Genomic DNA, 25,500 nt, shown 5'->3' with positions numbered 1-25,500 from the left:
TATGTCCAGGCACTCCGCTCTGAAATCCCGTACACAACTGCTACTAACCGCTGTTATGGCGGCGCTGCTTGGTGGTTGCGGATTCCAGTTGCGGGGCGCGCCCCCAGTCTCTTCGGCCCTCGAGCCTCTCGCCGTGGATTGCTCATCACAGGTACCCGACACGCTGTGCCGTTCCTTGCGTGAACAGCTCAACCTGGGCAATATCCGGGTGGCGCCAGTGGCGGAGGCAGACTACATTCTGCGGCTGAAGAACTTCGAGCGTGACCGTCGCGCAAGTGCCATCACCGCCCAGGCCGCAGCGGCCGAATACACGCTGCGTCACTCCGTGGACCTTGAAGTGGTCAGCGCGGATCGGGTTCCCATGGTAGGCACGACACGCCTGACCACCAGCGAGAGTTACCGGTACGACGAAACCAACGTGCTGGCAAGACAGCGTGAAGAAGAGACCCTCCGCCAACAAATGGACGATCGGCTTGCGCAGCAGGTGATATTCCGGCTGGCACCATTGACTCCGCAGCGAATCGACGCCATCCGGGCAGATTACCAGCGTGAACAGGAAGCCGACGCTCCAGCTACAGGCCAGCCATGAAGACCAATCCGGGCCAGTTGTCCCAGCTTCTGAAAAAGGGCCTTTCGCCGGTCTATCTCATATCCGGGGACGAACCCCTGCTGGTTCAGGAATGTTGTGATCAGATTCGCAAGGCCGCAAAAGACGCCGGTTTTCATGACCGCCTGACCTTTCACGCTGACCACCAAATGGACTGGAACGCCGTTGCCGAAGAATTCAGTGCTATGTCCCTGTTCGCTGAAAAACGGCGCATCGAGATCCATCTGCCAACCGGTAAGCTGGGCGATGGCCGTGCAGTACTGGAACGAGTTCTGGCCGAACCTCCCGAAGATATCATCCTCGTGCTCATCAGTGCTCGTCTGGACGCGGCGGAAACCCGTCGCAAATGGTACAAGGAGCTTCAGGGAAAAGGCGTGCACGTGCCGGTGTGGCCCGTCGATGCCGACAAGTTCCAGGGTTGGCTGCAGCAGAGGGCCAGCAACCGCGGTCTCAGCCTGACCCGGGGAGCCCTGGCCATCATGAGCGAACGCCTCGAGGGCAATCTGCTCGCCGCCAGCCAGGAGCTCGACAGGCTGTCACTGCTCGCAAACGGCAATACGATTGATGAGGAAACCGTTGAACAGGCGGTCCAGGACAGTTCCCGGTTCAATGGATTTGAACTCGTGACCGAGCTGATCAGTGGCCGGGCGCCCCACGCCGGCAAGATGATCACCGTGCTTCAGCAAGAGGGCGAAAACCCGCTCGGCCTGCTGTCGGTTCTCAGCCGGGATCTGAACCTGCTTCTCGAGTTGACGTCTGCGGCCGCCCAGTCGGAAAATCCCGCCGCATTCCTGAAAAAACGGGGCGTGTTCCAGCCGCAACGTGCCCGGGCAATGGAACAGGCCGCTCGCCGGCTGAACCGGAACCAACTAAATGAGGCCATCACCCTGTGCAGCCAGATCGACCGCGCGGCGAAAGGCTTCGACCCCCTCTCCCCCTGGCACTATCTGCGGGATATGTCTGCCCTGCTCGCCGGCTGTTCCTGATCTAAATCAAACTCAGCCTTCGTTGTGCACTGCTGGCACCGCCAGCCCCTTGACAGTTTTTTACAATCGAGCGCATTGTAAGCACACCAACAATCCAAGGAGGTGCTTGATATGAGTCTTCAAGAAGAACTCAAGAAGCTGTCGGAAAAAGTAAAACAATACCGAGATGAGGCGCGCGTCCAGATTCATCTGGCCCGTGAAGACGTTAAGGACGAATGGGAGGATCTCGAACAGGATTGGGATCGCTTCAGAAACAAGGTCGATGAAGTTCTGCACGATGCCGAGAGCGCGTCCCATGAAGCTCGTCAGACCGCATCAAAACTTGGCGAAGACCTGAAAACCGGTTACCAGAACATTCGCAACAAACTGAAGTAATACTGTTAACCCGTTAACATTACGCCACAAATTTCTAGCCTGGAGGCTCCGTGGTTTGGAGCCTCTGTGCCATACTTCACAGTATCCGTGAACAAAGCGTCATAGTTTTGACCCGCTCGATCAGATCCTGACCAGTGAGGCCCGAATTGACAGGGTGCTTGAACACACTGCGAGGTATAAGAGGCGTATGAAACGATTCTTACTGATATCCACAGCACTCTGCCTATTGCTTACCGCTACCCTCGTGATTGGCCAGAATACCCGATTCAGTGATCCAAAAACCGTTGTTTCCGATCATTTCTGGGGTGACCTTTACGCCAATGGTGGCAACTCCTTCTTCTGCAACACCGCCTTTACAAGCAAAGGGTTTGTTCTGACGGACGGTTATGTCTATCCATTGGCCGATGTCCGCAGCGCGCTCGACTGTGGCACCTCGCGTCAATGTGAACAGGATAACCGCTACCGTCAGATCGCGTCCGACATGCACAACATGGTACCGGTTCGCAGCCGGACGGAGATGGGCCGACGAAACGCACGTTACGAGGACCTGGGCTCGTCAGTAAGTGAAGACGAATGCGGCATTCGCCAGAGCGCCCAGTTCTTCGAGCCCCCGAGGCGGGTCAAGGGAGATGTGGCGCGGACGGTGGCCTATATGGTGGACACTTATGACTTGCCCTGGCTTGGGTCCTCAGCGGTGTTCAAGGGCTGGAACAGGCTGGACCCGCCGGATGATAGCGAGCTGACCCGTCATGGGCGCATTGTCGAAATCCAGGGTAATGACAATCCCTTTATTACCAATCCGGAGAGAATGGAGCGACTTTGAGAGTCCGGGAAACCTGGCCTGCTGACCAGTTAACCATAAAAAAACAGGCCCGAGGGCCTGTTTTTTTTATGCCTGAGTCTTGCTGGCTAATCAGAACTCTTCAGCCGTCAGCGCCATCATGGAGTCACTGCCGCTGCGAATACCCTCAGCCAGTGAAACGGTCTTGGGCAGCAGGCGGTCAAAGTAGAAGCGCGCTGTCTTCAGTTTACCGCTGTAGAACCCGGAGGTATCTGAATCCGCCTGGGGCGCAGCCGCTTTGACGATCTTCGCCCACATATAGCCCAGGGCGGTCAGGCCGAACAAATCGAGGTAGTCCACAGACGCTGCGCCAATGGCATTCGGGTTATCGCCAGCCTGCCTGATCACATGCTCGGTCACGTCGTCGAGACGCTCGACCGCTGCAGCAAGCGGCTCAAGGAACGGGCGCAGATGCTCGTTACCACTGTTTTCCTCCAGGAAGTTTGCGACGTCCTGGGCAAACAGCTCGTAAAGCTTGCCCTGGGTGCCGACCACTTTCCGACCCATCAGATCCAGTGCCTGGATACCATTGGTTCCCTCGTAGATCTGGGTAATGCGGCAGTCACGAACCAGTTGCTCCTGACCCCACTCGCGGATGAAACCATGACCGCCAAAGACCTGCTGACCCATGATGCAGGCATCGAGGCCACGATCCGTGAGAAATGCTTTGGCAACCGGTGTCAGCAACGCCACCATACCTTCGGCGTGTTTGCGACGCTCATCATCCTCGGCGAACTTGGCGATATCCAGCCACTGGGCCACGTAGGTTGAGAAAGTACGACCGCCTTCCACATAGCCTTTCATCGTGAGCAGCATGCGCCGGACATCCGGGTGCACGAGGATTGGGTCTGCGGCCTTCTCAGGCTGTTGGGCACCTGTCGGTGCACGGCTCTGGATACGATCAAGGGCGTATTCCCGAGCGCTTTGCAGAGAGGCTTCGGCAGCGCCGATGCCCTGGATACCAACGCCCAGGCGCTCGTAGTTCATCATGGTGAACATCGCCGCCAGCCCCTTGTTTTCTTCGCCGACCAGCCAGCCTTTGGCGCCATCGAAGTTCATTACGCAGGTCGCAGAACCCTTGATGCCCATTTTCTTCTCAAGGGAACCACAGCTGAAGCTGTTGCGCTCGCCCAGGGAACCATCGTCATTCACCAGGAACTTGGGTACCAGGAACATGGAAATGCCCTTGGGACCTTTCGGCGCATCCGGCAGTTTGGCCAGCACCAGGTGGATGATGTTCTCCGCCATGTCGTGCTCGCCCCAGGTGATAAAGATCTTGGTACCTGTAACGTTGAAGGAGCCGTCATCATTGGGTTCCGCCTTGGTGCGGATAATACCGAGATCCGTGCCGGCGTGGGGCTCGGTCAGATCCATGGCGCCGGACCAGACGCCGGAATACATGTTAGGCAGGTACTTTTCTTTCAACTCATCACTTCCGTGAGCGTCCAGCGCCAGGCAGGCGCCTGCCGTAAGCATCGGGGCCAGCCCGAATGCCATGTTGGCGCCCTGCATCATTTCCTCGAACTGCGCAACGAGGGTCTTGGGCATGCCCATGCCGCCAAAGTCCGGGTTCCCGCCAAGACCGTTCCAGCCACCTTCAACGATAGTCTGGTACGCTTCCTTGAACCCCTCCGGAGACGTAACTTCACCGTCGTTCCATTTACAGCCCTGCTCGTCACCCTCGCGGTTCAGGGGTGCAAGCACTCCGCTGCTGATCTTGCCGGCTTCTTCAAGAATGGCGTCCGCCGTTTCCGGGTCCACATGCTCGGCAACCTTGGGCAGTGAGGCCCACAGCGCGGAGGCATCGAAAACCTCATTCAGAACAAAGCGCATGTCACGTAGGGGTGCCTGATAATCAGCCATCTAAAACTCTCCAAAAATTCTGTCAGTCTGTTCAGGTGGCAATAGGGCCTATGTATGGGCCGATCACACCTGCTCGGGCTATGTGTCCGCTGAAGTTTATTTTTATGGGCGCCTATTCTACCCTAAAAGCGGACCGCAACTCATGAAAAAAGCCCGCCTCCTGGGAGCGCGGGCTTTCTGTCCTCTGGAACCGTCCTTCGGTGCCCGCGCCTTAGATGGCGAAGGCTTCCTCCGGCATGTCCATCAGGCTGTCAGCGCCAGCCAGCATGCTCTCAGCGTGTCCCTTGGCCCGGGGCAGCATACGCTTGAAGTAGAAGCGCGCGGTCTGGATCTTGGCGTTGTAGAACATTTCCTCGGTAGTACCCTCAACCATTTTGTCCAGGGCCACCTTGGCCATACGTGCCCAAAGGTAGGCAAACACAGCGTAACCGGAGTACATCAGGTAGTCCACGGAGGCCGCGCCCACTTCCTCACGGTTCTTCATGGCAGACATACCAATCTTCGTGGTCAGCTCGCCCCATTCCTTGTTCATCGCGGCCAGCGGCTCGATGAATTCCTTCAGCTGCTCGTCGTCCGCGTTTTCCTTGCAGAACAGGTGCACCTGCTTGGTGAATCCTTTCAGGGATTCGCCCTGGGTCATCAGAACCTTGCGGCCCAACAGATCCAACGCCTGAATACCGGTGGTGCCTTCGTAGATCATGCCGATACGCGCGTCACGAACGTTCTGCTCCATGCCCCACTCGGAGATAAAGCCATGACCACCAAACACCTGCATACCCAGGTTTGCTGCCTCGTAGCCGATTTCGGTCAGAAACGCCTTGGCGATCGGTGTCAGGAAGCCCAAAGCTTCGTCTGCAGCGCGACGCTCTTCTTCGGTCTTGCCGCTTTTAACAACGTCAGCTTGTTGTGCCGTGAGATAAATCAGGGCACGGGCGCCTTCGGCAACGGCTTTCTGGGTCAGCAACATGCGACGCACGTCCGGATGCACAATAATCGGATCAGCAATACCCTCCGGATTCTTGGCGCCACTCAATGAACGCATCGCCAGACGCTCCTTGGCGTATGCCAGAGAGCCCTGGAAGCCCAGCTCAGCCGCTCCAAGACCTTGAATTGCGGTGCCAATTCTCGCCACGTTCATGAAAGTGAACATGCAGTTCAGGCCTTTGTTCTCCGGCCCGATCAGCCAGCCCTTGGCGCCATCGAAATTCATTACGCAGGTGGCGTTGCCGTGGATACCCATCTTATGTTCGATGGAACCGCAGGAAACGGCGTTGCGCTCACCGGCAGAGCCATCTTCGTTCGGCAGACACTTGGGCACGATGAACAGGGAGATGCCCTTGGTGCCTTCTGGTGCGCCCGGCAGACGTGCCAGAACGATATGGACGATGTTCTCGGCCATGTCGTGCTCACCGGCGGAGATAAAGATCTTGGTACCGGTGATGGCATAGGTGCCATCGGCATTCGGCTCTGCCTTGGTGCGCAGGGTGCCGAGATCGGAACCGCAGTGCGGCTCGGTCAGACACATCGTGCCGGTCCACTCGCCGCTGATCAGCTTGGTGAGGTAAGTCTGCTTCTGCTCTTCGGTACCATGCTCTTCGATGGTGTTGGTTGCCCCGTGGCTCAGGCCCGGGTACATGCCAAAGGACCAGTTGGCAGTACCAACCATCTCGCTCATAACAATGCCCAGGGAGCCCGGCAACCCTTGCCCACCATAGTTGGGATCAGCGTTCATGGACGGCCAGCCGCCCTCAACGTATTGCTGATAGGCTTCCTTGAAGCCAGTCGGTGTCTTTACACCGTCTTCGCTCCAGGTACAGCCTTCCTTGTCACCCACCTGGTTCAGCGGAGACAGAACCTGCTCACAGAACTTGGCACCTTCCCCGATAATGGCATCCACCATATCCGGAGTGGCATCTTCGGCACCTTCCAGGTTGGCGTAGTGCTGCTCGCTGTTCAGCAGCTCGGTCATTACGAATTTGATGTCACGCAGGGGCGCTTTGTACTCAGGCATGGAATCCACCTCGGTTCTCGGTCTCAGCTGAATCAGGTTTGACAGCTTCTGGCCTTGGGTTTGCTCAGACACCGCAACGCTCTGCGCCGCAGCCTTAATTAAACACTTGTTTGAAACATACGTTTACAGGCACAGAATTGTCAATAGCCGGATGCAAAATTTGTGTTGCGAACTGTCACCGGATCACGCGCCACAGCAGCGCACGGAGCCGGATCACACCTTAAGTGCCGGATATCTATGGAAGGACCTGGATGCTGGAAAATAACCGGTCAGGCAGACACCGGCTCGAAGGAGGAAACACGGTTTTCGTCACCGTTCTGATCAGACTCTCCCATGGCGGAAACTTCACGATAAGCATCGCTTGCGGTTCTTGATGCAGTGCCCGTTTCGGCGGCCAGCTCCGACTGGGCCTGAAGCATGATCTGCATCGCCTGGGCAGCCACCGCTCGATCCTGACCGGACGGCTCCGCCGGCGCCATGGCCGCCGCCCGGACAATCCGCATCTTCTCGATGGTCGCCTGGGGATCCCCCTGCACGGGAGACAGATCGATAGAGACTTCCCCACCTACTGCATACTGTGCCCCGTCCGGCCCACGCTGATAGGTGAAGGACATGGCGCCTGCATACTGGCCCCCAACCGCCTGGTGAGCAGCCTCATGGGCACGGACTTCACGGTCCCGGGCTTTCAGATCAGTCAGTTGTTTCAGCTCTTGTTCAGACAGCCCCTGAGGATTATCGCCTCCCCTGTCACCGGCTTTGGACTCGGGATTTTCCCGTGCAGACTCGGATTTGCCCGACGCCTCAGTGGATCTGGCTCCGGAGGTCGGCGCCTCTGGCTCAGCCGCTGCTGAGCCCGGGGTCTGAACGCGCGGAGAAACCTGGCCCTGGAAAGAAGCCCCGGGAAAAGGAGGAGGAACAGGAGGGAGAGATGAAAGCACGAGCCAGGCGCCCTTTCAGTAATCAGGCCATGATATCAAGAAGCGTTCCCAGTGTTTCATCGGCGGTTTTTACCACCTGCGCGGACGCTTCAACACTGCGCTCATATATCTTCAGATCAATAATCGGTTCAACGAGGCTGCCCGCGCCTTCTGCGGTTCCCTGAGGGCCGTCAGCGCCACCACGGGCAATCTTGCGAGCGGCATTTTCCATGCCGACCATGCCATCCTGGATGCCCTGAATCCCAACTGCGAGAGTGTTATTGATCATAACTGCGCTGCCCGATGACCATAAATTGACTTAATTAAGCCACAAATCTGGTCAATTTTCAAACAGCCCATCAATATTCAGATAACCAGCCAGCATTTCCGGCCGCGACTGCTCCAGCCACGGCAGGATACCCAGGCAAGGCGCACCCATATGGTTTACCAGGTAATTCAGGGTGTCCTGTTCGCAACTCATGGGCTCAGGTTCTGTTCGGTTGGCGACCCACCCGGCCACTCTCAGACCGTCTGCCCTGATGGCTTCTGCCGTAAGCAGGGCATGGTTGATACAGCCGAGGCGGAGTGAAACCACCAGAATAACCGGCATGTTCAGCTGACGCGGAAACTCCGAGTAGGTTTCCCGATCGTTAAGAGGGACCCGCCAGCCGCCGGCACCCTCCACCAGTAGCAGGTCTGCCGGACGAATCTGCAAGCCACGGCAGAACCCGACAAGGCGATCGGAGGTGATGTATCGCCCGGCCTGTTCAGCCGCAACGTGCGGTGCAATGGCAGGCTCAAGCGCCACCGGGTTGATCAACTCATAGGCCAGTGGCTCGGTAATGGCGTTCTGCAGAATCAGGGCATCTTCGTTGCGGAGGCCTTCCGGCGTCCGATCGCAACCCGACGCGATGGGCTTCATCGCCAGGGTGTGCTTACCCATGGCCCTGGCCGCCTGAAGAATGGCTGCGGACACCAGGGTTTTCCCAACCCCGGTATCGGTGCCCGTTACAAAAAAGGATTGCTTGGCCATGTGTGTTTCCAGTTAACGACTCTTATGGTTTCTGCCAGTACACCCAGGCAGCCTCATAGCTTGCCATGATAGTGCCGTCCGGCTCTTTGGAGTACTGCCTGCACATTTCCCGCATCCGCCCGGGTGCCGTGGCCGCTCGTCGCCGGCCAGCGCCGCGAAAACCCGCGCCAAGATGGCGAAGCTCACCCGCCAGGGTCATCGGCGATTCGTAGGGTAGTCTGATAGTGCGCTCTTCAACAACGGCATCCGGCAACTCGGCACGCACCTTGGCCTGCAAGGCAAGGTCAGTCTCAAAACGATTTACGTGCTGATGACCTGGATCCGCCGCCTGCCAGGCCGCTTTCAACTCACGAAGCGTACCATCCAGAAGTGTGGAGACCATCAGATCCCCACCGGGACGCAGGATCCGCCGGCATTCCCGAAGCACGGTGCAAGGGTCATCACACCATTGAATCATGAGATTGCTGAATATCACATCGACACTGCTATCCGGCAAAGGCAGGTCTTCGGCATCGCCCACGATCCAGCTGATTCCCTCAGGCCCATTCTTGCGAGCCTGTTCCAACATTCCAGGCGACAGATCAACCCCACTCAACGATTCAATCTGCCCGAAATCCGCAAACTTACGGGTAAACCAACCCGTGCCACACCCCAGGTCCAGCAATGTTAGATCATGATCCTGACTTTCCCGGAACTCGAACTTCTGCAGCATGGTATTGCCCATGAAGCGCTGCAGTCTTGAGGCACCTTCATAGGTGCCACTGGCAATACCAAAGCCCCGGGCAATATCAGACTTGCGAGTGTCGGAAGCGCCCCGGGCTATCCGGTCGGCCGAGATATTCATAACGCCCATCACAACGCCTTTTGAGTGGCAAAAAACGCCTGGATCGCCTCCCAGCAATCCGAAGCCGAGCAGCCGCCCGGCCAGTGCGCCATACCCGGTACGACCGCATGACCGCTTGATGTCGGGACAGCCAGATCATCCGCCCACGATCTGACCACGATGTCGTTCTCACCCATTACATGAAGGGCCGGCGTGGCGAGTGAACGCCATAACGCCCTCTGATCCCCGCTTTCCAGCCAGGCAAGACTTTTGACCAGGTATTCATGCGAGACCAGAGTGCCTTTCTCAAGCCAGGGCTTAAGCCTCTGCCGCTCCTGTTTTTCGTCCGCAGAACCGCTGATCATCAACAAGAGAAAATGCAGCCAGTAGCGCTGTGGGTCCCGGCGGATACCAAGGGAAAACGCCCGAAAGTCGCTTTCTGCCATACCATTGAGCCAGCATTCGTCGGCAACAAACTTCGGAAAACCACCGAGGGTAATAACACAGGACACTTCACCGGTCTCACGCCCGGCGGCCTCCATCACAACCTGACTGCCCAGTGACCAACCCATCCACACTGATGGCTCCGGATAACGTGACAACAGCTCGTCCGTCACTTCCGAGAGCGACTGGCAGCGGCTCAGCAGCTCATCGTCCAGAGACACTGGAACCACCTCCCCCGGCCAATAGCCATAGAGCCCAGACAGCATCTCTGCACGAACGCCCCAGCCAGCAACCACCACCAGACGCGGACAGACCCTGCAGGAACTCATACGGCCATGTCCGTTTTTTGAACCAGATGCCGGCAGTCTGACAGCGCGGTCAACAGACAATTCAGGTTCGCCTGTGAATGGGCAGCACTGAATGTAACCCGCAAACGCGCCTCCCCCGCGGGAACCGTCGGCGGGCGAATGGCCGAGACCAGCAAACCGCGCTCTTCCAATGCCTGACTGAGCGCCAGCGCGTCGTGATTGTCGTCAACCATAATCGGCTGGATCGGAGTACGTGAAGGCATCAATTCATACCCCATGGCCGAGGCCTCCCGACGAAACCGCGAAACCAGACCCAATACATGCTCACGACGCCCGTGATCCCGCTCAATAAGATCCAGACTCGAAATGGTTGCCATGGCAAGGGCCGGCGGCATCGCCGTCGTATAGATATAGGTTCTGGCCTTCTGAACCAGATAATCCATCAGCATCGATGGCCCGGCCACGAATGCGCCACTGGTTCCGACCCCCTTGCCCAGGGTGCCGATCAGCACGGGGACATCCTCTTCGGACAACCCCGCTTCAGCAACACTGCCCCGCCCCTCAGGTCCGAGTACGCCAATTCCGTGAGCATCATCAACAACCAGTAACGCATCGTGGATCCGGCAGACCCGGGCCAACTCCGCCAGGGGCGCTACATCGCCGTCCATGCTGAACACCCCGTCGGTCACCACCAACTTGTGCCCGGACGTCTCAGCCAGCATCGCCTCCAGCGCCGCGACATCGCCATGAGCATAACGGCGAACCCTGGCCCGGCTCAGGATACAGCCGTCAATGATGGAGGCATGATTCAGCCGATCCGAAAAAATCGTATCGCCACGGCCGGCCAGCGCTGAAATAACCCCCATATTGGCCATGTAGCCCGTGGAGAAAAATAGTGCCGAACTGCGCCCGGTAAACTCCGCCAGACGAAGCTCCAACTGGTGATGGGCATCATGGTGACCACAAATCAGATGGGAAGCCGCGCCCCCGAGGCCTGTCTCCGGAAGCGCATCACGGAGGGCCTCGATATTGGCAGGGTTATTGGCAAGACCAAGGTAATCGTTGCTGCAGAACGACAGCAAAGGTTTGCCGTCAGCAATCAGCGAAGGCCGCTGAGGGCCAGCTACATGCCGACGCGTCCGGTATAGACCGGCCTGTTTCCGCTCTTCGAGTTCAAGGGCAAAGTCCCGCACGATAGCACCTGGAGGTTAACTCAACAGTCCGGGCAACGAGCGGGTGAGCTCGCAGCCTCCCAAGATCAAATACTCAGGCAGATTCCCGCGTAGCGTCGTAGAACATGTGGCGGGTCGCCTCATACTCCACGGCCTCGGCAATCGCCTCCTCTTCCTGCTCCTCCGAAGCACACTGCTCCCGCTGCTCTGGGCGAATACCCAGGCGTTTGAACAACAGCATATCGGCATCGGCCTCCGGATTGGCGGTGGTCAGGAGCTTCTCGCCGTAGAAGATCGAGTTGGCACCAGCCATGAAACACAGCGCCTGCATCTGCTCATTCATATTTTCACGTCCTGCCGACAGGCGAACGTGGGAAGCCGGCATCAAGATCCGCGCCACCGCAATGATCCGGATGAACTCGAACGGATCCAGATCCTCAACGTCCTCCAGAGGCGTGCCTTTGACCTTCACCAGCATATTCACCGGCACACTTTCCGGATGATGAGGCAGGTTTGCCAGCTGAACCAGCAGCCCAACCCGGTCATCCTCGTCTTCGCCCATACCCATAATGCCACCGCAACAAACCTTCATTCCGGCCTTGCGAACATTGTCGAGGGTGTCCAGTCGATCCTGGTAGGTCCGGGTGGTGATGATATGGCTGTAATACTTTTCGGAGGTATCCAGATTGTGGTTGTAGTAATCGAGCCCGGCATCAGCCAGTTCCACAGCCTGTTCTTCCTTCAGCATGCCAAGGGTCATGCAGGTCTCCAGGCCAAGGGATTTGACCTGCTTGACCATGTCCAGAACATACGGCATGTCTTTCCTGGAGGGACTGCGCCAAGCTGCGCCCATGCAAAACCGGGAAGCTCCCTTTTCTTTCGCAGCCCTGGCCTCAGCCACCACCTTTTCGATTTCCAGCAGTTTCTCTTTCTCAAGGCCGGTGTTGTAATGACCACTCTGGGGACAGTATTTGCAATCTTCCGGGCAGGCGCCGGTCTTGATCGAGAGCAGGGTGCTTACCTGCACCTCGTTGGGATCAAAATACTGGCGATGCACGCTCTGGGCACGGAACAGTAGGTCGTTGAAAGGGAGTTCGAAAAGCTCGCGAGCTTCCTGCAGTGTCCAGTCGTGGCGGAGTTCTGTAGCGGTCATGTAAAAGTCCTGTTAACCTTTCCCGGTCTCTGGGTTTACGGATGAATCAGATGATAAAGGGACTGAACTGGCTGTCAACCTTCATGGACAAAAAGGTTAACAGCGTGAGACGCGGCGGGCTCTGTGTCGCCTGCCTTTCCTCACACGCATTCAACGGCTTATGCCAGCCTTGCCGGGACGACCTACCAGCGAACCGCTGGCACTGTCGCTGCTGCGCCCTGCCTCTGGCTTTTCCCTCGTCGGAACTGCTTTGCGGTGACTGCATGAAACACCCACCGGCTTTCGATACCTCTTTTATTCCCTGGCGCTACCAGTACCCGCTCGACGGCATGATTGGCCGATACAAGTATCGGGGCCAACGCAAGTTCGGAAGACCATTGATGGCAGATTTTGCTGACTTGGTGCAGAAGGCTCGGTCCGATGGTGCTATCGCAATGCCAGAGGTACTGGTACCCGCGCCAATGGATGCGCGGCGACGTCGGCAACGCGGGTTCAATCAGGCCCAGGACATTGCCGAGACGATTGCCAGCGCCCTGGATCTCCCGGTCGACAACGGACTTGTCAGAAGGGTTCGTCGTGTCCGGTCTCAACGGGAGTTGAACCGGGAGGCCCGACTGGCGAATCTTCGCGGCGTATTTGAGGTCATCCCGCCAGTGCCAGAGCGAATAGCGATTGTGGATGATGTGGTGACCACCGGCGCGACCGCCAGGGTTTTATCATCAGCACTTCGGGAGGCCGGGGCCCGGGACATTCAGGTTTGGGCGTTAGCCCGGACGCCAGGTTAAGACAGCAGAGCTTTTACACGTTCAGCAATTGCCAGGCAGGATGTCAAACCGGGCGATTCGATACCGAACAGATTAACCAGTCCCGGCAAACCGTGCGTCTCTGGACCATCAACCCGGAAATCCGCAAAGCCGCCGTCAGGGCCTTTCAGCTTCGGTCGGATGCCGGCATAGGCAGGCTGAAGTCGGGCCGGGTCGAGGCCCGGCCACCATTGGCGGATGGCCCTGGCGAAAGTTTCTTTGCGATTGGGGTCGACGGTGTAGTCTTCCTTGTCGATCCATTCCACGTCCGGGCCAAAACGGGCCTGACCGGCGAGGTCGAGGGTGAGGTGAACACCGAGACCACCGGGTTCCGGGACCGGATAAATCAGGGTGTTGAAGGCTGTTCGGCCGCTGTAGCTGAAGTAGACGCCCCTCGCGAACCATTGCCGGGGAATGCAGTCTTCGGGCAGGCCTGCCCAGTTTTTTGCCAGCGGGACAGCGCCGAGCCCGGCGGCGTTAATGACATTTTTCGCTTCCAGAATCAGCGGGGTTTCGCCTGCCACGTTAAGACGATGCCGTTGGCTATCCGATTCAGCGGCCGCTACCGGCGAGCGGAGAACCAGCTGGCCGCCGGCATCATGGAACTCGCCAAGGAGTGAGAGCATCAGCCCGTGGCTGTCGACAATACCGGTTTCGGGGGACCAGAGCCCCGAGCTGGCGCAAATACCCGGAACGCCTCGGGCGACGCTTTCGCCATCACACAGGTCAAGTTCAACGCCGTTGTGGGCTGCAGCAGCCTGAATGTCCCGCAACTTGCCATTTTGCTCCTCCTTGGCAGCCACAATCCATTTACCACATTTCCGGTGTTCAACTTTATGTGTCCGGCAATATTCGTAAAGCCGCTGCCGGCCTTCAACGCACATTTTAGCCTTCAGTGACGCTTCCGGATAATAGATGCCGGCATGGACGACTTCGCTGTTTCGTGAGGAGATGCCCTCACCAAACCGGTCTGCGCTTTCCAGAACGATGACCTCATGCCCGGCTCTCGCCAGAGCGCGGGCAATAGCCAGCCCAATGACACCGGCGCCGATTACAACGGTTTGTGTTTCAAAGATTTCGTGGTGCACTCTCGTTCGCCTTCACCCCACTGCCGAGGTATAGAGAATACCCCATTCTAATACCTGCAAGAACGTCGTTCTGTCTTTGAGACTCATTACTAGTGGAAAGATAACGGTTATACTTGGATGCGACGAAAATTACTCGCCTTGTCCGCACTGGTATTGCCCGGTCGGAGCTGGACGAAAACTGGTACCATCTGCAATCCATGAAATCCAAATACGACACAAGGCTCTGAAACGTCCCTTTATGACCCATGACCCCGCAGTTGCGGCAACCTCCCACCCCTACGACTCCCTGACGCCGGATACCATCCTGGATGCGATGGAAGAGGCCGGGTTTGCAGTAAGTGGCCGCCTGTTCGCACTGAACAGCTATGAAAACCGGGTCTATCAAGTGGGGCTGGACGAGGGCGCACCAGTCATAGCCAAATTTTACCGTCCCGGTCGATGGAGCGAGGCGGAAATCCGTGAAGAGCATGACTTCACCCTGGAGCTTCTGCAGGCGGGCATTCCCGTGGTAGCTCCAATGGAGTTGGCTTCCGGAGACACGCTGGGGCATCACGGCGAATTTCTGCTGGCGGTGTTTCCTCAGCGTGGGGGCCAGGCGCCGGACACCAGCGTGACCGATACCCTTTACCGACTGGGCCAGTGGCTGGGCCAGATCCACAACATTGGTGCCAGCAAACCGTTTGCCCACCGCTCCAGCATGGACTTGCTTGACGGCATTGACGCCAGCAACCGGCTTCTGCTGGAAGGGGGCTGGATTCCGGCGGATCTCAGGCCCGCCTGGGACAGTCTGATCCCGGACCTGCAAAGGCTCTGCGGCGCTCGAATTGACGAAGCCGGCCCGGTGGAAACCCTGCGACTTCATGGCGACTGCCATGCCGGCAATATTCTGTGCCGCGACGAGCAAATGCTGTTCGTTGACCTGGACGATTGCCGCACAGGCCCCGCCATTCAGGATATGTGGCTACTACTGAACGGCGACGACTTCGAGCGCGGCGCGCAGCTGGGAGAATTGCTGGAAGGCTATGAAATGTTCCGTGATTTCAATCGCCGTGAGCGCCATCTGATTGAGCCGCTACGCTGCTACCGGCAGATTGCCCATTGCGCCTGGCTGGCAAAGCGCTGGGATGATCCTGCTTTCCCTCGTTTCTTCCCCTGGTTTGGCCAACCAAGATTCTGGTCAGACCAGATTCTCTCGCTCCGGGAGCAGTTATCAGCCTTGCAGTCACCGTCCATCACGTTGCCGGGACAATACTGAGCAACACTTTTAATTCGTTTGATTTGAGGTATGCATGAGCCAGAATGAGGCCCGTTACACCGTCCGTAGCCTGATCGTAACCGGCGTGGTTGCTGCTATTGGCACCGTTCTTGTATTGGAGATGAGCGGCAGGATCAGCCACAGCGAGAACAAGGATCACATGCCTGTTGGCGATTTCCAGGCCATCCATGTAACCGACGATGATCCTTTCCGGATGTCACCCAAGGCCTCGGAACTGCACGCCGTTTGCGAAAATGGTTATCTGGCGATTGCCGCCGATGTGGATCCCTCGTTCCGGGGAATCCTGGTGGACTATAAAAATCGCGGCGTACGCTGCTCCAGGCCCTCCCCGACCGGGCCGGCCGTTCTGCCCGCTCCCGAGACTCCCGACACCAATGAATAAATCCCGCAAGCCGTCAGGGGCACCCGAGCAGATCACGGATCGACTGTTTGCCACAGAGCGCCGGCCGGAGGACTTCCGATTCGACGCATCGGTGGCAAGGGTGTTTCCGGACATGATCCGGCGCTCGGTGCCGGGCTACACCACCATCATTCCAATGATTGAGGTTATCTCTGAGCAATATGCCCAGCCGGCCACCAACTGCTATGACCTGGGCTGCTCCCTGGGCGCTTCCACTCTCGCAATGCGCCATGGCATCGCCCATGCGGACTGCAACCTGATCGGGGTGGACAACTCGAGCGCCATGATCGAACGCTGCGAGCATTACATCGCCCTGGACGACAGTGCGCTCCCCGTTACCCTCAGGTGCGAGGATATTCTCGACACCGAGCTGAGCAGTGCCTCGGTGACCACTCTGAATTTCACCTTGCAGTTTGTTGATCCGGAGAAGCGGGCCGGCCTGCTTGAGCGCATTGCTGAAGCCACTCGTCCCGGCGGTGTCCTGATCCTGTCGGAGAAAGTCCGCTTTGAGTCCGACAACGAGCAAGCCATTCAGACCCGACTGCATCACGAATTCAAGCGTGCCAATGGCTATTCGGATCTTGAAATCAGCCAGAAACGCACAGCCATCGAGCAGGTGCTGATTCCCGAAACACTGGCTGCGCACAAGGCGCGCCTGTTGTCAGCAGGATTCGATGACGTGGTGGTGTGGTATCAGTGCTTCAACTTTGTTTCCATGCTCGCCATAAAGGCCAACCAAACCACCGAATGACCATGGCAGACTTTGACTGGAAAGCCCGGTTCGGGCCTATCATCAATCAACTTGCGGAAGACGGCCTGGATAACTGGGCAACGCAACTTCAACAGCAACTGACCCACCGCTTTGAGGACCGCCCCCACGGCGATCTCGACCGCTGGCAAGCTGCCCTTGACCAGCTACCCGAGCTGGCACAGGTAGAGGCGCAACTGGACGAATCCGCGGTAACCCTGACCTCCATGCAGCCCCTGACAACGGCACAACAGGAGCAACTGGAACTCGGATTACGCGGCCTGATGCCCTGGCGCAAAGGCCCTTTCAACTTCTTCGGTACCTACATCGATACCGAATGGCGCTCTGACTGGAAGTGGGACCGCGTGTCGCCCTACCTTTCAGACCTTTCCGGTCGGCGCATACTGGATGTGGGTTGTGGCTCCGGGTATCACTGCTGGCGCATGCTGGGCGAGGGCGCGGGCCGGGTGATCGGCATCGACCCGGGGCTGCTGTTCCTGTTCCAGTTCTTCAGCGTCAAGGACTACCTCGGCGATGTCCCGATAGACCTGCTGCCCGTTCGGATGGAAGACCTCCCCGCCGACCTTCAAACCTTCGACACCACCTTTTCCATGGGGGTTCTCTATCATCGGCGCTCACCGCTCGATCATCTGCTTGAACTGAAGGGAACGCTTCGCAGGGGCGGGGAACTGGTGCTGGAAACCCTTGTTGTTGAAGGCCCTGAGGGCTTCAGCCTGATGCCCGAAGATCGCTATGGGCAGATGCGGAACGTCTGGTTCCTCCCCTCCTGCGACACACTGCTGCGCTGGCTGGACCGCACCGGCTTCCGGAATGCCCGGGTGGTCGATGTCACCCCTACGACCACAGACGAACAGCGAAGCACCGACTGGATGCGCTTCAACTCCCTCCGGGATTTTCTGGATCCGGACGACCCCTCAAAAACCGTGGAAGGATACCCGGGGCCGTTGCGTGCTACCGTGATTGCCGAGAAGCCCTGAACACAAAAAAACCGCCGTGCCTTTCGGCAGGGCGGTTTTTTAACGTTGGCGATTACTCGCCGAACGGGTGACGCAATGTAATCGTCTCGATACGATCCGGACCAGTGGAGATCACATCGATTGGCGCTTCGATCTGCTCTTCCAGGAAACGGATGTAGGCCTTGGCGTTCTCCGGCAACTGATCGACGCTGGTCAGGCCAACAGTGCTTTCGCTCCAGCCGGGCAGCTCCTCATAAACCGGCTCGATGTCCTTGTAGCTGTCGCAGCCGATGGGCGGCCGGAAAATCTCGCCGTTAGGCGTCTTGTAGCCTACGCACACCTTCACGGTTTCCAGTCCGTCCAGCACATCCAGCTTGGTCAGACAGATACCGGACACACTGTTGATCTGGATAGCGTGGCGCAGAGCCACCGCATCGAACCAGCCACAACGGCGGGCGCGCCCGGTTGTGGTGCCGACTTCGTTACCCTTTACTGCAAGGTGGTTGCCCATATCGTCGAACAGTTCGGTCGGGAACGGTCCGGAGCCTACACGGGTGGTATACGCCTTGGTGATCCCCAGCACATAGTCGAGGAACAGCGGGCCGAAGCCGGAACCGGTGGCCGTGCCGCCAGCGGTGGTGTTGGAAGAAGTCACATACGGATAGGTGCCAAGATCGATATCCAGCAGCGAGCCCTGGGCACCCTCGAACAGGATATTCTCTCCACGCTTACGGAAATCATGCAGCATGTCAGTCACGTCTGCCGCCATGGGCAAAATTTCCTCGCCCATCTGCTTCAGCTCTTCCAGTGCGGCATCAATGTCCTCAGCCTCTTCCTTGAAGTACTCGGTCAGAATGAAGTTGTGGTACGACATGATTTCCCGGAGCTTCATTTCGAAGTCGGCGGGATTGCACAGATCGCCCAGGCGCAGGCCACGACGGGAAACCTTGTCTTCATAGGCCGGGCCAATACCGCGACCGGTTGTGCCGATCTTGTCGACACCACGAGCCCTTTCACGGGCCTGATCAATTCGAACATGAGTACGCAGAATGATCGGGCACGCCAGACTGATGCGGAGGCGATCGCGAACCGCCACGTCATTGGCTTCCAGCTCACGCACTTCTTTTAGCAGAGCCTCGGGCGACAGGACAACACCGTTGCCGATGAGGCAATAGACGTGTTGCCGCAGAATGCCGGAAGGAATCAGGTGAAGCGCTGTTTTCTTGCCGTCAATTACCAGGGTATGACCGGCATTGTGCCCGCCCTGGAAGCGGACAACCGCTGCAACCTTGTCGGTCAGCAGGTCAACAATCTTACCCTTGCCTTCATCACCCCACTGGGTGCCCAGCACAACAACATTTTTACCCATGATTCTCTCTCAATGCGGCTGCCCCGCAGGACAGGCGTTTCGCAAGTTTACCTGTAAATGAATTCACCGAGGCCCCGGGGGCATCAGCCCAGCTTCTGCACGACCCATTGGCCACCCTGTTTGACCAGCTCACGGTCACAGCCTCTGGCGGCAGGGTTAACGCCCTCGTCTTCGGGAAGGGCACGAACAACGGTTTCCGTCATTCTCAGACCGGAGATCACGCCTTCCAGGGCAGGATCATCATCCGCCGGCGCCCAGACAGCGCCGGCACTGCGAGTCACGCGCTCGCCAAGAGAGACGAGCGAGCGAATATCAAGACTGAACCCCGTCGCCGGGCGGGCCCGGCCAAAGTCACTTCCGATGGCATCGTAACGGCCACCCTTGGCCACGGAATCGCCATGGCCCGGCACATAGGCCGCAAACACCAGGCCCGTGTGGTAGTTGTAGCCACGAAGCTCACAGAAATCGAATCCGAAGCTAATTTCCGGATAATCCCGTCCCAGCATGTCAGACACCCGCCCAAGCTGGTCGAGTGCCGCGTCCAGGCTTTCAGACGCTCCCTGCAGGATCCGGCGGGCCTCTTTCAGGGCTTCCGGGCCACCACTGACCCGGGCAAGCTCACGCAAACGAGCGCCGGCAGAGCTTGACGGGCATTGACCGAGCAGTTGATCAAGCTCCGGCACCGATTTACGTGCCATAGCGTCAAAAATTGCGCTCTCCGTATCCCGATCAAAATCCGCCTCGCCGATCAGACTCTCATAAATGGCAACATGGGCCAGATCCAGGTGGATACGGGGCAAGCCGGCTACCCTGAGGGTTTCCAGCATCAGGCTGATCACTTCCATATCCGCGGCTTCGGAGCCACTGCCAAAAAGTTCGCAGCCGGCCTGAATGGGTGTTCGACCTGTCAGCATGTGCCTTGGGCGGGTGTGAAGTACGTGCCCGGCATAGCAAAGACGGGTGATCCCTTCCTGGCCAAGGGTATGGGCATCAATGCGCGCCGCCTGAGGCGTCATATCGGCTCGAACACCCATCATCCGCCCGGTCAACTGATCGGTGAGCTTGAAAGTCTGAAGCTCAAGATCGTTTCCGGTTCCGGTAAACAGGGATTCGAGATATTCAATAAGCGGTGGAATTACCAGCTGGTAGCCCCAGCGCTGGCAGGTATCCATTACATCCCGGCGCAGGGATTCGATCCGTCCGGCCAGTGGGGGAAGAATGTCCTCTACCCCGTCTGGCAGTAACCAGCGATCAGATACTGTCATGAGATTCCGTTGTCCGTTATATCCGCTCCGGCACAGTCGGCTGGGGGATCACAAAGGATTTAAGGCGGCACTCGGTAAAAGCCCGACACAAAACCGGCAGAATTTTACACGGTTGCCGGGCACAAAAAAACCGGAATACAGAGGTATTCCGGTTTTTGGTCTCAACGTGCAGGGTTAACGGGCACCCTGCGGATCGTTCAGGAACTTCATGAACGCGCTGTTGGAATCGATCACCATGATGTCATCCTTGCTCATGAAGGTATTGCGGTAAGCCTGCAGGCTTCGGTAGAAGCTGTAGAAATCCGCGTCGGAGCCATAGGCATCGGCGTATATTCTGGCCGCCTGACCGTCACCTTCACCCCGGGTCTCTTCTGACTGGGCGAAAGCTTCAGCCAAAATAACGGTTCTCTGACGATCCGCATCGGCACGAATACCCTCGGCCAACTCGCGACCCCGTGAACGGAATTCCTGAGCCAGTTTCTCACGCTCGGTCGCCATCCTACGGTAAACGTTTTCGCTTACCTGGCCCGGGAATTCGATGGCCTTGACACGGATGTCCAGAACCTCGATACCGAATTCATTCTGGGCGGTCTGGTTTACGCGATCCCGCAGGGTGTGCATCAGCTCATCCCGCTGGCCAGAGACGACTTCGACCATGGTCCGTATACCGAACTCGTCCCGCAGGCCGTTATCAACACGGGAGGACAGCAGGGACTGAGCGCGGAACTCGTCACCGCCGGTCGCCCGGTAGAACTGGTCCACATCACGGATCTTCCAGGCAATATACGAATCCACATCCAGCGGTTTTTTCTCCACGGTCAGATACTGCCTTGAGGGCAGATCCATGGTGAGAACCCGGATGTCGAATTCACGAACCTGGTCGATGACCGGAACCTTGAAATGGATACCCGCCTGGATATCGGTCTCTACCAGTTCACCGAACCGGAGCAAAACGCCCCGATGGGTTTCCGGAATGATGTACACACTGGAAAGCACCAGCAGGACAACGATCAGGGCGCCTGCAAGGCCCACTACACCTTTAGGTCCCATAATTATCTGCTCCTCCGAACGGTAGTATCCTGCCTGCTTCGCAGTTCCTGAAGAACCTGATCAGTCAGGGTCTGGATGTCCACGTTGCCCTGGTTGTTGCCGGAGGATGATCCACCGGTACGCGGCAGCGAGCCCTGGGTCAGTCGATCAAGCGGCAGGTACATCATGTTGCCACTGCTCTCTGTATCCACGAGGATCTTGCTGCTGTTGGCCAGGACCTGCTCGACCGTTTGCAAATACAAGCGCTCGCGCGTGACTGTCGGAGACATCTGATAGACGGCCAGTAGCTCGAGGAAACGCGAGGTCTCACCACGTGCCCGCTCGATCACCTCTTCCTTGTAGGCGTTGGCTTCTTCGATCATACGCTGGGCCTCACCACGAGCCTCCGGAACGATCCGGTTGCGGTAGGTCTCAGCTTCCTCCTTCACCCGCTGTTCGTCCTCACGGGCCCTCTGGACCTCACGGAAGGCATCCTGGACCGCTGGCGGTGGCTGGGTGCTTTCAACGTTAACCCGCACCAACTCCAGGCCAGTGCCGTATTCCCGCAGGAACATCTGGAGCCTCTGCTCGACCCGCACGGCCAGTTCTGCACGACCTTCGGTCAGTACGTCGTCGAGTGTCGAGCTACCGACCTCGTGACGGATCGCACTATCCGTTGCAAAGGCCAGTGCCTGGTTGGAGTCACGCACATTCAGCACGTAGGCTTCAGCGTCGCCAACGCGGTACTGAACCTGAAGGTCAACCGTTACCAGGTTTTCGTCCTGGGTCAGCATCTGGCCACTGGACTCAGCGGTACGCACGTTAGTCACGCGGACCTTGGTGACGCTATCGATCAGTGGCACCTTGAATCTCAGGCCAGGATTCTCGGTCTGGTGGTATTCACCGAAACGGAGAACCACCGCCCGCTCCTGTTCGTCCACGGTATAGAAGGACTGGAAGATGACATAGCCGACCACCAGTATGGCTGCCAGTGCGAGAATCGCACCAAAACCACCGGCGCTGCCGCCGCTACTGCCACCGCTGCCGCCGGACTTGCCACCCTTGCCGCCCAGCATCTTGTTGAGCTTGTCGAGACCTTTTTTCAGCGCCTCATCGAGGTCTGGCGGCCCCTGATCATTGCCGCGTCGACCACCACCGGTACCCCAGGGGTCATTGTCGTTACGGTTTCCACCCGGTTCGTTCCAGGCCATAGTGCTCTCCGTTACTGACTTATAAATAGAATGGCTGCAAATACTAGGGATTTATCTCCGCCCCGGCAATAGCCGCTGCGGTTTCAGGCGTGACCCACGTCCAGCCTGACTGACTTTTCATTCACACCGGCGCGGCTCAGCAGCTGATGCCAATCCCGGTTCTGCAGGCGCACCTCAACCACCGTGTCGCCGGTATCGCGATATTCCTCGCTGATCACCGATCCTGCTTCATGCAACAGTGCCCGCAATTTGCCGTCCGCGGGACCCAGCAGGACGAAATGGTGAACGACATCTTCGGCCACCCGCTCCACGATCGCATCGAACAACCCGTCCAGGCCTTCGCCAGTAACCGCGGAAACCCACGCTCTCACCGGGATACCCTCTTCGTTGCGCTCAACCCGAGGCGTGAAATTTTCGAGCAGATCAATCTTGTTGAACACCTGCAGCATGGGAATATCGTCCGCCCCGATCTCCGCAAGCACTTCCTCAACCTGCTCAATGTTCTCCTCGCGGCGCGGGTCATGGCTGTCGATGATGTGAAGCAGCAGCGTCGCCTGTGTTGTTTCCTCAAGCGTCGCCCGGAACGCCTCAACCAGCTTGTGCGGCAGATGCCGGATGAAGCCCACGGTGTCGGCCATTACGACCGGCCCGACATCCGGAAGTTCCAGCCGCCGCAACGTCGGATCCAGCGTGGCGAACAGCTGGTCTGCAGCATATACGGAGGAAGTGGTAATACGGTTGAATAAAGTGGATTTACCGGCATTGGTATATCCAACCAGCGATACGGTGGGGATGTCAGCCCGCTGACGGGCCCTGCGGCCCTGGTTGCGCTGGCGACGAACCTTTTCCAGACGTTTGTGGATAGACTTGATGCGCTCCCGCAAGAGCCGGCGGTCGGTTTCCAGCTGGGTTTCACCAGGCCCGCGCAGCCCGATACCACCTTTCTGTCGCTCAAGGTGGGTCCAGCCCCGAACCAGTCGCGTGGACATATGCTCGAGCTGCGCCAACTCTACCTGAAGCTTACCTTCGTGAGTCCGTGCCCGCTGAGCGAAGATATCAAGAATCACACCGGTGCGGTCCAGCACACGGCACTTGAGCTCGTGCTCAATGTTGCGCTCCTGGCGTGGGCTCAGGGCATGGTTGAACAACACCACATCCGCTTCGTTCGCCGCTACTGCATCACGAATTTCTTCCAGCTTGCCCTCGCCAACGAAAAATCTCGGGCTGGGCTGCTTGCGGGACCCGGTAACGGTCGAGACAGGCTCAACACCGGCAGAGGTGACCAGCTCCCGGAACTCACCGGGGTCTTCGGTGCCATCGTGGGCAGTAAAATCGATGTGGACGAGGACCGCGCGCTCACCGACATCAGGACGTTCAAACAATTGGCATCAACTCCGGGGTAAGCAAATGATGAGGGTCATAAAAACAAACACCCGCGGCCACAAGACCCCGTGACGGGATCCTCTGGAACGCGGGTGGCAAGATCGGGAAAGGGATGAATCAGTCTTCAGACTCGCCCTCTCCTCCCGGAGCCTGCTGCGGAATGCGAACATTACGGGCAGGAACCACAGTGGAAATAGCGTGCTTGTAGACCATCTGGCTGACAGTATTTTTCAGCAAAATCACGAACTGGTCGAAAGACTCGATCTGGCCCTGAAGCTTGATACCGTTGACCAGAAAGATGGAAACCGGAATGCGTTCCTTGCGTAATGCATTAAGGTAAGGGTCTTGTAACGAATGCCCTTTTGACATGTGTTTTCTCCTGTTTTTAGTAAATGCAGATCGTCATTTGTCAAAATTAAATGTGGTGCGAAGTCGGATTTTTTTCAAGGCTGCCTCAGCGATATGTTTGTCGTCGCTGTCCAGCCAGTCAACATCTGACCACTTGCGCAACCAGGTCAACTGCCGTTTCGCCAATTGGCGTGTTGCTGCCACTCCCTTGCTGACAAATGTCTCGTAGTCGTCTTCCCCGGACAAGTAACTCCAGGCCTGGCGATATCCGACACAACGCATGGAAGGGAGATCAGGGTGCAGGTCGTCCCGGATCATCAGTGCCCGAACTTCATCAACGAAGCCTGCCTCCAGCATCTTCAGAAACCGCAGGCGAATCCGCTCATGAAGCACCCGCCGCTCAGGCGGCGTCATGGCAATTTGAATTACAGTATACGGAAGCAAAGATGTTTCGTCTGCCTGCCAGCGAGTGAAATAGGTGTAATCCTCAATGTCGCCATCCTGCGTCACTTCCGTCGTTTGCTCACAGTCACCCGGATCGGCTCGCCAGAACTCCGAAATCGGCTTGCCGGTAAGGCGCAATACCTCCAGGGCCCGCATCAGACGCTGCCGGTTGTTCGGATGAATCCGCTCGGCTGCCACCGGATCACTGACCCGCAGCTCTTCATGCAAAGCCTCCCAACCCCGCTCCTCAGCCTCCTGCTCCAGCGCCCGTCGCACGGCGGGGCTGGCCGATGGCAGACCGGACATTCCATGAAGCAGCGCTTTGAAATACATCATGGTGCCGCCGACGAGAAGCGGGATCCTGCCTGCGGCCGTTACTTCGGCCATCGCGGCCAGCGCGTCCCGACGGAAATCCGCAGCGGAGTACGTTTCTGCCGGATCGCAGATATCAATCAGCCTATGGGGCGACCGCGCGAGCTCTGCGGCAGTCGGTTTCGCAGTTCCGATATCCATACCCCGATAGATCATTGCGGAATCCACGCTGATGATGTCGCAAGGCAGGTGGTCGCAGAGCGCCATGGCCAGGTCTGTCTTACCGGAAGCCGTGGGACCCATCAGAAAGATGG

The 25,500-nt window shown here is 58.0% G+C and carries 26 protein-coding genes; 9 read left to right on the top strand and 17 right to left on the bottom strand.

What is annotated here, in order from left to right:
* Nucleotide 1: 1 nt before the first annotated feature.
* The 4 genes from J3362_RS03010 to J3362_RS02995 all read left to right on the top strand — a co-directional run bounded on the left by J3362_RS03010 (nt 2) and on the right by J3362_RS02995 (nt 2,791).
* Nucleotides 2-589, top strand: a complete 588-nt coding sequence (locus tag J3362_RS03010) for an LPS-assembly lipoprotein LptE (RefSeq protein WP_349518071.1) — start codon at nt 2-4, stop codon at nt 587-589.
* The gene (gene holA / locus J3362_RS03005) at nt 586-1,593 is read left to right on the top strand and encodes a DNA polymerase III subunit delta (protein ID WP_349518070.1); all 1,008 of its coding nucleotides are present in this window, start codon (nt 586-588) and stop codon (nt 1,591-1,593) included. Before J3362_RS03010 ends, holA begins: the two co-directional genes overlap by 4 nt.
* Before the next feature lie 111 nt (nt 1,594-1,704).
* A complete protein-coding gene (locus tag J3362_RS03000; protein WP_349518069.1) occupies nt 1,705-1,968 on the top strand; it encodes a hypothetical protein in 264 nt (87 codons plus the stop codon).
* A 187-nt stretch (nt 1,969-2,155) separates the two neighbouring features.
* Nucleotides 2,156-2,791, top strand: coding sequence for an endonuclease (locus J3362_RS02995; protein ID WP_349518068.1), 636 nt, complete (start codon nt 2,156-2,158; stop codon nt 2,789-2,791).
* 90 nt (nt 2,792-2,881) lie between these two features.
* On the opposite strand, the gene J3362_RS02990 is transcribed toward J3362_RS02995, so the two are convergent.
* From J3362_RS02990 to bioB, 9 genes are all read right to left on the bottom strand, one after another.
* Nucleotides 2,882-4,672, bottom strand: coding sequence for an acyl-CoA dehydrogenase C-terminal domain-containing protein (locus tag J3362_RS02990; protein WP_349518067.1), 1,791 nt, complete (start codon nt 4,670-4,672; stop codon nt 2,882-2,884).
* Nucleotides 4,673-4,883: 211 nt separating this feature from the next.
* Nucleotides 4,884-6,683 (bottom strand): acyl-CoA dehydrogenase C-terminal domain-containing protein, encoded by a 1,800-nt coding sequence (locus J3362_RS02985; protein WP_349518066.1) that lies wholly within the window; start codon nt 6,681-6,683, stop codon nt 4,884-4,886.
* A gap of 269 nt (nt 6,684-6,952) precedes the next feature.
* Nucleotides 6,953-7,621: a putative metalloprotease CJM1_0395 family protein gene (locus tag J3362_RS02980; protein ID WP_349518065.1), complete on the bottom strand. Its 669-nt coding sequence runs from the start codon at nt 7,619-7,621 to the stop codon at nt 6,953-6,955.
* A 22-nt stretch (nt 7,622-7,643) separates the two neighbouring features.
* Nucleotides 7,644-7,889, bottom strand: coding sequence for a flagellar basal body rod C-terminal domain-containing protein (locus tag J3362_RS02975; RefSeq protein WP_349518063.1), 246 nt, complete (start codon nt 7,887-7,889; stop codon nt 7,644-7,646).
* Nucleotides 7,890-7,940: 51 nt separating this feature from the next.
* Nucleotides 7,941-8,633 (bottom strand): dethiobiotin synthase, encoded by a 693-nt coding sequence (gene bioD, locus J3362_RS02970; protein WP_349518062.1) that lies wholly within the window; start codon nt 8,631-8,633, stop codon nt 7,941-7,943.
* Between the two features lie 22 nt (nt 8,634-8,655).
* Nucleotides 8,656-9,486 (bottom strand): malonyl-ACP O-methyltransferase BioC, encoded by an 831-nt coding sequence (gene bioC / locus J3362_RS02965; protein WP_349518061.1) that lies wholly within the window; start codon nt 9,484-9,486, stop codon nt 8,656-8,658.
* Complete coding sequence (locus tag J3362_RS02960) at nt 9,486-10,229, bottom strand: alpha/beta fold hydrolase (RefSeq protein WP_349518060.1); 744 nt, start codon at nt 10,227-10,229, stop codon at nt 9,486-9,488. Before J3362_RS02960 ends, bioC begins: the two co-directional genes overlap by 1 nt.
* On the bottom strand, nt 10,226-11,401 hold the full coding sequence (gene bioF, locus J3362_RS02955; RefSeq protein WP_349518059.1) for an 8-amino-7-oxononanoate synthase: 1,176 nt from the start codon (nt 11,399-11,401) through the stop codon (nt 10,226-10,228). Before bioF ends, J3362_RS02960 begins: the two co-directional genes overlap by 4 nt.
* Before the next feature lie 73 nt (nt 11,402-11,474).
* Complete coding sequence (gene bioB / locus J3362_RS02950; protein WP_349518058.1) at nt 11,475-12,533, bottom strand: biotin synthase BioB; 1,059 nt, start codon at nt 12,531-12,533, stop codon at nt 11,475-11,477.
* Between the two features lie 263 nt (nt 12,534-12,796).
* Here bioB and J3362_RS02945 point away from each other — a divergent pair, with 263 nt between their 5' ends.
* Nucleotides 12,797-13,318, top strand: a complete 522-nt coding sequence (locus tag J3362_RS02945) for a ComF family protein (RefSeq protein WP_349518057.1) — start codon at nt 12,797-12,799, stop codon at nt 13,316-13,318.
* On the opposite strand, the gene J3362_RS02940 is transcribed toward J3362_RS02945, so the two are convergent.
* Nucleotides 13,315-14,412 (bottom strand): NAD(P)/FAD-dependent oxidoreductase, encoded by a 1,098-nt coding sequence (locus tag J3362_RS02940; RefSeq protein WP_502882416.1) that lies wholly within the window; start codon nt 14,410-14,412, stop codon nt 13,315-13,317. The genes J3362_RS02945 and J3362_RS02940 overlap by 4 nt on opposite strands.
* A 250-nt stretch (nt 14,413-14,662) precedes the next feature.
* On the opposite strand from J3362_RS02940, the gene J3362_RS02935 reads away from it, so the two are divergent.
* From J3362_RS02935 to cmoB, 4 genes are read left to right on the top strand one after another with little or no spacing between them, the layout of a single operon-like run.
* Complete coding sequence (locus J3362_RS02935; protein WP_349518055.1) at nt 14,663-15,679, top strand: serine/threonine protein kinase; 1,017 nt, start codon at nt 14,663-14,665, stop codon at nt 15,677-15,679.
* 34 nt (nt 15,680-15,713) lie between these two features.
* Nucleotides 15,714-16,082, top strand: coding sequence for a PA3694 family proteiin (locus tag J3362_RS02930; protein WP_349518054.1), 369 nt, complete (start codon nt 15,714-15,716; stop codon nt 16,080-16,082).
* Nucleotides 16,075-16,851, top strand: a complete 777-nt coding sequence (gene cmoA / locus J3362_RS02925) for a carboxy-S-adenosyl-L-methionine synthase CmoA (RefSeq protein WP_349518053.1) — start codon at nt 16,075-16,077, stop codon at nt 16,849-16,851. Before J3362_RS02930 ends, cmoA begins: the two co-directional genes overlap by 8 nt.
* 2 nt (nt 16,852-16,853) lie before the next feature.
* Nucleotides 16,854-17,846 carry a tRNA 5-methoxyuridine(34)/uridine 5-oxyacetic acid(34) synthase CmoB gene (gene cmoB / locus J3362_RS02920; protein ID WP_349518052.1) on the top strand — a complete coding sequence of 331 codons (993 nt, stop codon included), beginning with the start codon at nt 16,854-16,856 and terminating at the stop codon, nt 17,844-17,846.
* A gap of 52 nt (nt 17,847-17,898) precedes the next feature.
* Here the strand turns inward: cmoB and J3362_RS02915 are convergent, their stop codons facing one another.
* The 7 genes from J3362_RS02915 to miaA all read right to left on the bottom strand — a co-directional run bounded on the left by J3362_RS02915 (nt 17,899) and on the right by miaA (nt 25,489).
* Nucleotides 17,899-19,194 (bottom strand): adenylosuccinate synthase, encoded by a 1,296-nt coding sequence (locus tag J3362_RS02915; protein ID WP_008170068.1) that lies wholly within the window; start codon nt 19,192-19,194, stop codon nt 17,899-17,901.
* A gap of 83 nt (nt 19,195-19,277) precedes the next feature.
* Complete coding sequence (locus J3362_RS02910; RefSeq protein ID WP_349518051.1) at nt 19,278-20,459, bottom strand: ATP phosphoribosyltransferase regulatory subunit; 1,182 nt, start codon at nt 20,457-20,459, stop codon at nt 19,278-19,280.
* A 174-nt stretch (nt 20,460-20,633) separates the two neighbouring features.
* Nucleotides 20,634-21,509 (bottom strand): protease modulator HflC, encoded by an 876-nt coding sequence (hflC, locus tag J3362_RS02905; protein ID WP_349518050.1) that lies wholly within the window; start codon nt 21,507-21,509, stop codon nt 20,634-20,636.
* 2 nt (nt 21,510-21,511) lie between these two features.
* Entirely contained in the window at nt 21,512-22,699 is a 1,188-nt protein-coding gene (hflK, locus tag J3362_RS02900; RefSeq protein WP_349518049.1) for an FtsH protease activity modulator HflK, read from the bottom strand.
* A gap of 83 nt (nt 22,700-22,782) precedes the next feature.
* The gene (gene hflX, locus J3362_RS02895) at nt 22,783-24,081 is read right to left on the bottom strand and encodes a ribosome rescue GTPase HflX (protein WP_008170060.1); all 1,299 of its coding nucleotides are present in this window, start codon (nt 24,079-24,081) and stop codon (nt 22,783-22,785) included.
* A gap of 118 nt (nt 24,082-24,199) precedes the next feature.
* Nucleotides 24,200-24,451, bottom strand: a complete 252-nt coding sequence (gene hfq / locus J3362_RS02890) for an RNA chaperone Hfq (RefSeq protein ID WP_008170056.1) — start codon at nt 24,449-24,451, stop codon at nt 24,200-24,202.
* Between the two features lie 33 nt (nt 24,452-24,484).
* Entirely contained in the window at nt 24,485-25,489 is a 1,005-nt protein-coding gene (gene miaA, locus J3362_RS02885) for a tRNA (adenosine(37)-N6)-dimethylallyltransferase MiaA (protein WP_502882415.1), read from the bottom strand.
* Nucleotides 25,490-25,500 lie beyond the last annotated feature (11 nt).

This window comes from Marinobacter sp. NFXS11, from assembly GCF_040148675.1.
In the GTDB taxonomy this organism is placed as follows: Bacteria; Pseudomonadota; Gammaproteobacteria; order Pseudomonadales; family Oleiphilaceae; genus Marinobacter.
This window is presented reverse-complemented; position numbering and strand designations above follow the sequence as displayed.